Origin of the sequence: Bradyrhizobium algeriense, from assembly GCF_003062295.1 — a bacterium.
GTDB classification, from domain to species: domain Bacteria; phylum Pseudomonadota; class Alphaproteobacteria; order Rhizobiales; family Xanthobacteraceae; genus Bradyrhizobium; species Bradyrhizobium algeriense.
The window spans coordinates 1-7,510 of the sequence record NZ_PYCN01000081.1 but is presented as its reverse complement, the minus strand read 5'-3'; the positions used below and the strand labels follow the sequence as shown (position 1 = coordinate 7,510).

Genomic DNA, 7,510 nt, shown 5'->3' with positions numbered 1-7,510 from the left:
GTTTCCATCGGTGAGCAATTGCTCCAGTTCCCTGCGAGCCTTGCGATCAAGTACAATCAAGTCGTTTCCCATGCCGCGAGTGAATCATGTTCGCGACAAGTTGGGATTCAAATGTCAGTGACAGAACTACGCTGATCGAAGCCTGGGCTTCACAGAAGAGCTTTCGCCCCAAGGATGGCAGCGGCGACGATGATAACGGCGCCAATTTCCACGCCACCATGGAGAACCGGCATGGGCTGGCGGTGGCCGGCAGGGTACGCCGCCAATGGCACCGCCGATCATGTCGCCAATCTTCCCGCTATCAAAGCCGTACCCGCCGCCCGGGGCCCTCACGAGCGTGATGACGCAGTTGATCCTCGACCATGCAGCGTTGGCAGCGATGCCGCCTGCGAAAGCGTAATGGCGGCCAATGGCAAAGTTCAGAGGGCTATTTTGTCCTCCTTGTCGGAGATGTACCCTCGACCGAGGGCTGGTTTGAGCGCTGCGAGTTGATCGTGCGGATATCCTGGCGGCACGCGGAGCGATTGCGGCATTTTAGCGAGGCTTCAACTTTGCTGGGAAGTGGAATCAGTGTCGTCCTTCAGGTAATTCAGCATAGTGTTGCAGGCGTCCTCGGCCTCAGCGAAACTTTGGAGGGGCAAGCCGAGAACCCTGATCGCGCCACGGCCCTGGTGAAGCGGACGCCACGACGCGACGTAGCCCAACCTTCCGCGAAAGCCAGGACCGGTTGGGCTCTGGAAGCTGATCACGAACGAATAGTGGTCGCTGCTTGCGCTCCATATCTCCATGTCTTCGACGGCACGATGGAATTGCAGGGGCATCAGGGTCCGTTCGCTGGGCCGGCCCGAGAACCAAACTGCTGGGGGCCGGCGCCGGGCAGGGTCAATACAGCGCGATAGGAATGGTAACGATACAGCCGACTTCCTGTTCTTGCTGGTGAACGATGCCAGCGCTACGCACATCATTCGCCGCGGCTCCCATTGGTCGTTGCTGCTGGTGGACCGCCGCGATCGCGAAAGGCCGGTTGCCTACCACTACGACCCGCCCGGGGACACAATGACAGACCTGCAGCAATGCTCGCAGCACGGGTGGGAGCCAACCTGCAAGACGCCCCCATAAGCCAGCAGAGGAACGGCTATGATTGCGGCGTCTTCGTGGTGGACGGTACGCGGGCGCTGGTTAGGCGATTGGCGGGAAGACGGCAGGCAGACCTGAACCTCGAGAACCTCGTCGTCGATCGGCAGGCACTGCAGAGCCGACTGAGGGGCTGATGCCGGCTTCGACTGATAGGGCGCGCCGAGCTGGACTCGTTCTTGTGGTAGGGTCGGCAACGCGTGAACACAATGTTCGCCTGCTCACAATACGCTTTCAGCGTTTCGTTTATGAACACGGTATCATTGTCGGCATCGATGCCCTGCAACGAGAACGGCAGCTGTCGGCGAAGTTCTGTCAACACGGTGCTCAGGAGCGTTTGCTCGCGCACCAGCAACGGCGCACACTCCGTCCAACCGGTCGCAATATCCGTGAGCACCAGCGTCTGGATAAAACTGCCGCGCCCCGAGGGCCCGCTGTGGGCGACCAGATCGGCTTCGACAAAGCCCAGCGCCGGATCCTTCCAGTCGGCGGACGTCCGTACCGGGATGCTCCGTCGCAATGCGCTCGCCACCGGCCGGCGCCGCTGGCGTGCACCCTCCTGTCGGATCTTCCCCAGCGCCCGATCGATCGTCGACGCGCTCGCCGCCAGCAGCTTCGCGCGGATTTCAGGCGCCAGGCCCATGTGGCCGTTCCGTTCCATCGACTCGATCAGGAGCAGCAGCAGCGCTTTCAGTCTCTTGCTGCAAATCCGGTCCGATGCCTCCCAAAGAACTACCAGCGCATTTCGTTCAGCTTCCTCGTAAATCCGCCGACGGGTGCGCCGAACCCGGGATTTCTCCATATCGCCTCGGAGCAGGCGCATCGAATGCTTTCGATGGAAGCCCGTCACCACCACAAACTCGTTGAGAATTCGCGCCTTCTCCGCGCGGCTCGCCTCTCTGTAGCGCTGCCCCACAGCGGCCGTCAGCTCTCTTCGAGTCGCCATGCTCAGTTGCCTCATTATCGCCCCCCAGTCCCATCTCACTGGGGAGCAAATTACGTGAGGCAACGTCCTAGCATTCAGGAACATTTCAGGCGACGCAATGCGGCTTCCCATCCAGATTGTCGCGCTATAGAATTGTGGGCTATTTCACAATGCTGATATTTGAAGTGGGGTAGATAAGCGTTCGCCAAGGGCCAAATATCGATTTGGGGGGCAGCAGATGGAACGCAAGCTATCATCATTGGAGCAACAGGCTGCCGACGCTCTCCGTCGTGCAAGAAGCTTACCTATTGGTGCGGACCGCAACGACCTACGGCAACTTGCCCGAGGGCTTCTGTGGCTGCACCGCAACGGCATGGATGCGTTGATGAACGAACGTAGTAGCAATTGGTTAGAGAAGCCGGTGCTAACTGCCGCCTGATTGTTGCACTTGGCCAATGGATGTCTGGCCAGGAGGCGATGACATATCCGCCTCTCGTCATTCATGGTTGACCGGTTCAAGTCCGTGGAATCCGCTTAGATATTCGGCTCGCACCAAGGCTGTTTAGCCGTGGGGGCCGCAAACAGATGGATAGGCCAAGCCTTCGCTGAGCAAGTTCTGGCCCTCGACCGTCGGGGATCATCTCGCATCGTGTTGAAAAACGGACAGTCAATTTACGAATATATAGCTGTATGAATAAAGCATCATTGAATAAAGCATCATATTGAAAAATGGATGATTTCCGTCCATAATTCAATGCAATGCTAGATGCTCCTGTCACCCATTCTGCGTACACGACCCGCCTCCAGGCCGCGGGCAAAATCTCCTTTACCCGCGACGAAGCGATGCGTGTTTTGGACTGTCTAAAGCCGCTTTCTTGAAGAGCGCGAAACGTCTGGAGCAAAAACAGCAACTCGTAAGTCCTCGAAACGGCTTCTGTGTAATCGTGCCGCCGCAATATCTCTCATGGGGCGCGCCGCCTCCGACCTGGTACATTGACCAACTGATGCGCCACGAGAACCGACCGTACTATGTCGGACCGCTCAAGGCCGCGGAACTGCAAGGCGCCTCACATCATGCGGTGATGGAATTTCAGATCATCACCAACAAGCAGATCCCAAGATGCGGGTCGGGCGCTCCATGCTCGTATTCTACTATCGCAAGGATTTTTCGCAGGTCTCGAACGCATTACAGGATTTCAAAACCGACGCTGGCACGATGAAACTTTCGTCGCCCGAACTTACCGCGTTGGATCTCCTGCGGTATCTGCACGTAGCTGGTAGCATCGACGCGATCGCGACGGTATTGAGCGATCTCGCGACGCGTATGAAAGCAGACAAGCTTGCATCCCTGGCGCGGCAATTCGGGCGCACGGTCATCCAACGTCTCGGTTATTTATTGGAGCGCCTTGGTCACGAGCAGGTAGCAGGTCCCTTGGAAAGCTATCTCCATGAAAACTATAAACCTCTGCCCTGGGTAATGCTGGAGCCGCAGAACCGCAAAGAGCACGCTCAAGAAAGCGAACCTCCGCTCGTACGCAGCACGCGTTTGGCACGTCATCGTCCATCGTTACCCCGAGATTGACGAATGATTCCGGCCCTCAACATTGTCGCATGGTCGCAGACAGCGCCATGGGTCGAACAACGGCAGGTCGAGCAAGACCTGATCATCAGCCGAGCGCTGGTCGCGCTCTTTTCGGATGAGTTCTTGAAGGCGGAACTCGGAGGGACCGCGCTCAACAACCTGCATTTTCCAAAGCCGTTGCGCTACTCCGAAGACATCGACCTCGTGTACCACGGCAGGCCCGATAGGGCCGGTGTTGACCGCGTTCGCGAAGTTCTGAATCCGTGGTTTGGCGAACCGCAATTCGTACAAAGCGAAATTGCGCCCAAGCTCAAATACTCGGTCGAAGCCGAAGACAAGAGCAACCCTGCGCCAATCCGTTTGAAGATCGAAATCAACACGCGGGAGCGTACTGCCTACGACACACCGCCATCTCTGCCATTTAAAGTCGAAAACACGTGGTTTACAGGCACCGCCGACATATCGACGTTTTCAAACGAAGAATTACTCTCGACCAAGCTTCGCGCGCTGCTCCAATGCCATAAGGGGCGGGACCTGATCGACATTGCGCACGCTCTCGATATCTTCGAGGGATTTGATGCGAGCACGACCGTAGAAGTCTTGGGCAAATACCTCGCGGCTGGCGGGATATCGATATCCCGCGCTGAAGCCGAAAAGCGCATGTTCACGAAACTCAACAATCCAAACTTCATGGCTGATGTTCGCCCGCTGCTGTCCGCAGACGAGGCGGAGGATTTCGACGACGATGCGGCGAAGGCTGCGTTCGTCAAGGTCTTCAGTAAGATCATCCGTCTGATGCCGGGCGAGGCCTGGTCCAAGACGGAGAAGATGATCGAACAGTCTGGACTTATTGATCAGTTCGAATAAAGTCGATGGTCAAAAGCCCAACCGAAGCGTTTTTCGGTGAATGCCCTTGGCCATGAGATGGCGAAATCGCGAGCGAAGCAGGTTTTGAGCTGACAGTTTACAAGCCGCTTGAAGTTACGAAGGGTTGTTTGCACTTTTCGAGCAAAAGCTCCCAGACTTCGCACAGCAGATTTTCAGCGTCGCGCACATCCCAAGGCATTAGTGACATTCCATTAACATTAACAGTGCGAACGGCCCATCTCGGTCAGCTTTCGATCCCGCGGCACTTTTGAAACAAGGTAACCTTGCCCCACGGGCTTATTCCAGTTTGAAATTCGTTCTGGCCCTGATCCGCTACCGCTCCACCCGCCCTCCAGACGCGGCTCTGCGCGGCCGGTTGCGCGATCTCGCCAACGAGCGGCGGCGTTTCGGCTATCGCCGGCTGTTCATCCTGCTGCGGCGGGAGGGAGAGCCGTCGGGATCAACCGGATCTACCGGCTTTATCGGGAGGAAGGGCTCGCCGTCCGCAAGCGGCGTGGCCGCCGCAAGGCTGTGGGGACGCGGGCGCCGAGCCTGGAAGCGACGCCGAATGCACGCTGGTCGTTGGATTTCGTCCACGACCAGTTCGCCAATGGCCGACGCTTCCGTATCCTCAACATCGTCGACGATGTCACCAAAGAGTGCCTGGGGCTATTCCAGATACGTCGATCTCAGGACGGCGCGTTGCCCGCGAACTGACGGCGATCGTCGAGCGACGCGGCAAGCCCGGAAGATCGTACCCGACCATGGCACCGAGTTCACCTGCAATGTCATGCTCGCCTGGAGCAAGGACACAGTCATCGACTGGCACTTCATCGCGCCGGGGAAACCGATGCAGAACGGTTTCATCGAGAGCTTCGTGTATAGACGGCCCCGCGGGTGCAAGGGATTTCGACAGCGTTTTGGAGATCGGTCGGGTGCGTTCATGTATACGGCCTGTTGGTGCGACCGATATCATGGCCGCTGGCCCTGATGGAGATCGCGGATCGAGGCCTCATCAACGGGTTCGCGCTTGTTGCGCTTAAAGCTCTTCGGGTTTTCTCGATCCCCAGCTCCGCCGGTTTCCATCATGCTGTCATCTGCCCTCACACCTAAAGTGGCCAGCCTGCTTGGCAGTTCACCCCGCAGCCTTCGGCCGATAGAACTCACCGGTCGTCATCATCGCCCAGATGATCCGAGCTTCTTAACTTGTTGGCAACGGCGATTGCAACGACTATGGGGCGACGTCACTCAAGTAGTGCGTCGATCCAGGCCGCTCCGACCCGTGATCGCGCCTTTGGGTACCGGACGACGTTGCGTGCCCCAATAATCAGCAAGTGCCGGAGATGGGCGTCCCCCTGCTTCCTTATATGGCCGAGCCTTTCCTTCCCACACGTGGAGTTCTGCCTTGGCGTCAGGCCGAGCCGAGCCAGGCAGCAAACTCCCGACCGGAGCGGAACATGGCGGGGTCTGAGACAGTGGCCGCGACGGCCGTGGCCGTAAAGACGATAACAAAATATGGGGCGTGTGCGCGAGCGACTTGCCGAGTGAATGGCCGAGCGCCGCCACAACGGCGACCAAGAAAAAAGGCCGCTTGAACGAACAAGCGGCCCAAGTCTAGGGAGGAAACGCCCAAGAGGGCAGCGATAGCGCATGGCGCCACCGCACTGCGGTAGATGCGTTGGCGGGGCATAAAACGCAAGAGGTTGACTTCCGGATCGATGTCAAAGTGCGCCTTTTTCCAGCCTTGCTTACTGAGCGTTCGGGCAATGATGTTTTGGCAAGACCAACAATCGCGATCAGGAGTATGTGGCGCTGTTGAGATCACTACAAAGACAGGTTTGTTCCACCATCACTTTACGATGAGGCCGACAAATCGCGTCCCAGATCACAAAAGCAAAGGACCGCCATAATCTGGTCGGTCAATTCAAATCCGGTGACAATAGCCGGGCGATTTCCTCGGGCTCTCCGGCTTACCGCAGCACGAGTTTTCCGCTCGCAATCGGCCGTGTCGCGCTGTGCCAAATCTCCAGAGCATCGTTCGCGACATTCGCCGAGAACCGGCCGCGGTTGTTGCGCCGAATCAATGAGTTGGCGGGCCGCGAGCTCGCCCGGGCACAGGAACATATGGTCTTGCTCGGACGGCACTCCGCCGAAGAGAAGGTGGCGAGCTTCCTGATCGGCTGCCGCGACCGACTGAGTGGAATTGAATGTGGTGGAGAAATTCTGCCGCTGCCGATGAAACAGCTGGACATCGCGGATTATCTGGGGCTCACCACCGAAATGGTGAGTCGTACCTTCACGAAGCTCGAACGTGATGGCGTGATCCGCACCTTTACGCGTGGCGTCGTCCTGTTGGATGCCGCGCGCCGAAGCGCTGTCTGCGGGCGTAAGTTGAAGCGCGTCGCGTCTGGTTCTTTTGCCCTCATTTGATCAAGGTCAAAGACGCGTCTCTTGAAACGGCGATATATTCGCATCAGCTTCAATGGAGATCGTCATGCGCACCGATTCGCTCTTGGCTTCCGCAGCCGTCATCTCGGTCTTCGTTATTTTCGTCGCTGCCCTTGCTTGGGTCAATGTGCAATCCCCAGGGTGCATCAGGCGCCACCCGAGGGGGCGCGCAAGCGTCGTCCTTTCTGATTCCTTCAGGCAGCCGCTGGACCTGATGGAAAACTCCCTCCGGTGGTGTGGATAGCTGATCGGGGTCGATCTCGATCAAGGACAATGCAGCGTGGCCCGGGCTGATGGGGCAGACGCCCATGCAAAGAGAATCAAACATGCAGCAAGCTCAATCCGCGAAGTGGATGACCCATGGCGGAAAGCGGCGATGCCCTGGCTCGACATCAACCAGGAGCGCTACCACGCCTACATGGGCTATGTCGGTATGGTGAAGCTGGTCGAGGAGATCGACAAAGCGCTGTTCAACCCGATGTGGGAGCAGCTGCGTCGACCAGTGCCGTGGGAGGAGGTGGCCAAGAATCGGCAGACCAAGGGGATGGCGCGGA

Annotated in this window: 4 protein-coding genes and 5 pseudogenes; 7 read left to right on the top strand and 2 right to left on the bottom strand. The window is 58.0% G+C overall.

Going from position 1 to position 7,510, the window contains the following annotated elements; genetic code table 11:
• Positions 1–885 precede the first annotated feature (885 nt).
• Positions 886–1,271, top strand: a pseudogene (locus tag C7G61_RS46735) (Ulp1 family isopeptidase); the annotation flags it as partial.
• A gap of 38 nt (positions 1,272–1,309) precedes the next feature.
• Here C7G61_RS46735 and C7G61_RS41580 read toward each other — a convergent pair.
• Positions 1,310–2,095: pseudogene (locus tag C7G61_RS41580) on the bottom strand (ISNCY family transposase); the annotation flags it as partial.
• A 202-nt stretch (positions 2,096–2,297) separates the two neighbouring features.
• On the opposite strand from C7G61_RS41580, the gene C7G61_RS44315 reads away from it, so the two are divergent.
• From C7G61_RS44315 to C7G61_RS41565, 4 genes and pseudogenes are all read left to right on the top strand, one after another.
• Complete coding sequence (locus tag C7G61_RS44315) at positions 2,298–2,498, top strand: hypothetical protein (protein WP_145963803.1); 201 nt, start codon at positions 2,298–2,300, stop codon at positions 2,496–2,498.
• A gap of 699 nt (positions 2,499–3,197) precedes the next feature.
• Entirely contained in the window at positions 3,198–3,641 is a 444-nt protein-coding gene (locus tag C7G61_RS46725; protein ID WP_244608748.1) for a type IV toxin-antitoxin system AbiEi family antitoxin, read from the top strand.
• 3 nt (positions 3,642–3,644) lie between these two features.
• Entirely contained in the window at positions 3,645–4,508 is an 864-nt protein-coding gene (locus tag C7G61_RS41570) for a nucleotidyl transferase AbiEii/AbiGii toxin family protein (protein WP_108523295.1), read from the top strand.
• Positions 4,509–4,833: 325 nt separating this feature from the next.
• Positions 4,834–5,496, top strand: a pseudogene (locus tag C7G61_RS41565) (DDE-type integrase/transposase/recombinase); the annotation flags it as partial.
• A 147-nt stretch (positions 5,497–5,643) separates the two neighbouring features.
• Here the strand turns inward: C7G61_RS41565 and C7G61_RS47855 are convergent.
• Positions 5,644–6,006, bottom strand: a pseudogene (locus tag C7G61_RS47855) (transposase); the annotation flags it as partial.
• Positions 6,007–6,575: 569 nt separating this feature from the next.
• Here C7G61_RS47855 and C7G61_RS41555 point away from each other — a divergent pair.
• Together C7G61_RS41555 and C7G61_RS46715 are read left to right on the top strand one after the other, a co-directional pair.
• Positions 6,576–6,938 (top strand): helix-turn-helix domain-containing protein, encoded by a 363-nt coding sequence (locus C7G61_RS41555; RefSeq protein ID WP_244608746.1) that lies wholly within the window; start codon positions 6,576–6,578, stop codon positions 6,936–6,938.
• A gap of 385 nt (positions 6,939–7,323) precedes the next feature.
• Positions 7,324–7,510, top strand: a pseudogene (locus C7G61_RS46715) (nitrogenase iron-molybdenum cofactor biosynthesis protein NifE); the annotation flags it as partial.

Coding starts and splice junctions, on each gene's coding strand:
- C7G61_RS44315 (WP_145963803.1), top strand. CDS start 2,298: ATGGAACGCAAGCTATCATCATTGGAGCAACAGGCTGCCGACGCTCTC.
- C7G61_RS46725 (WP_244608748.1), top strand. CDS start 3,198: ATGCTCGTATTCTACTATCGCAAGGATTTTTCGCAGGTCTCGAACGCA.
- C7G61_RS41570 (WP_108523295.1), top strand. CDS start 3,645: ATGATTCCGGCCCTCAACATTGTCGCATGGTCGCAGACAGCGCCATGG.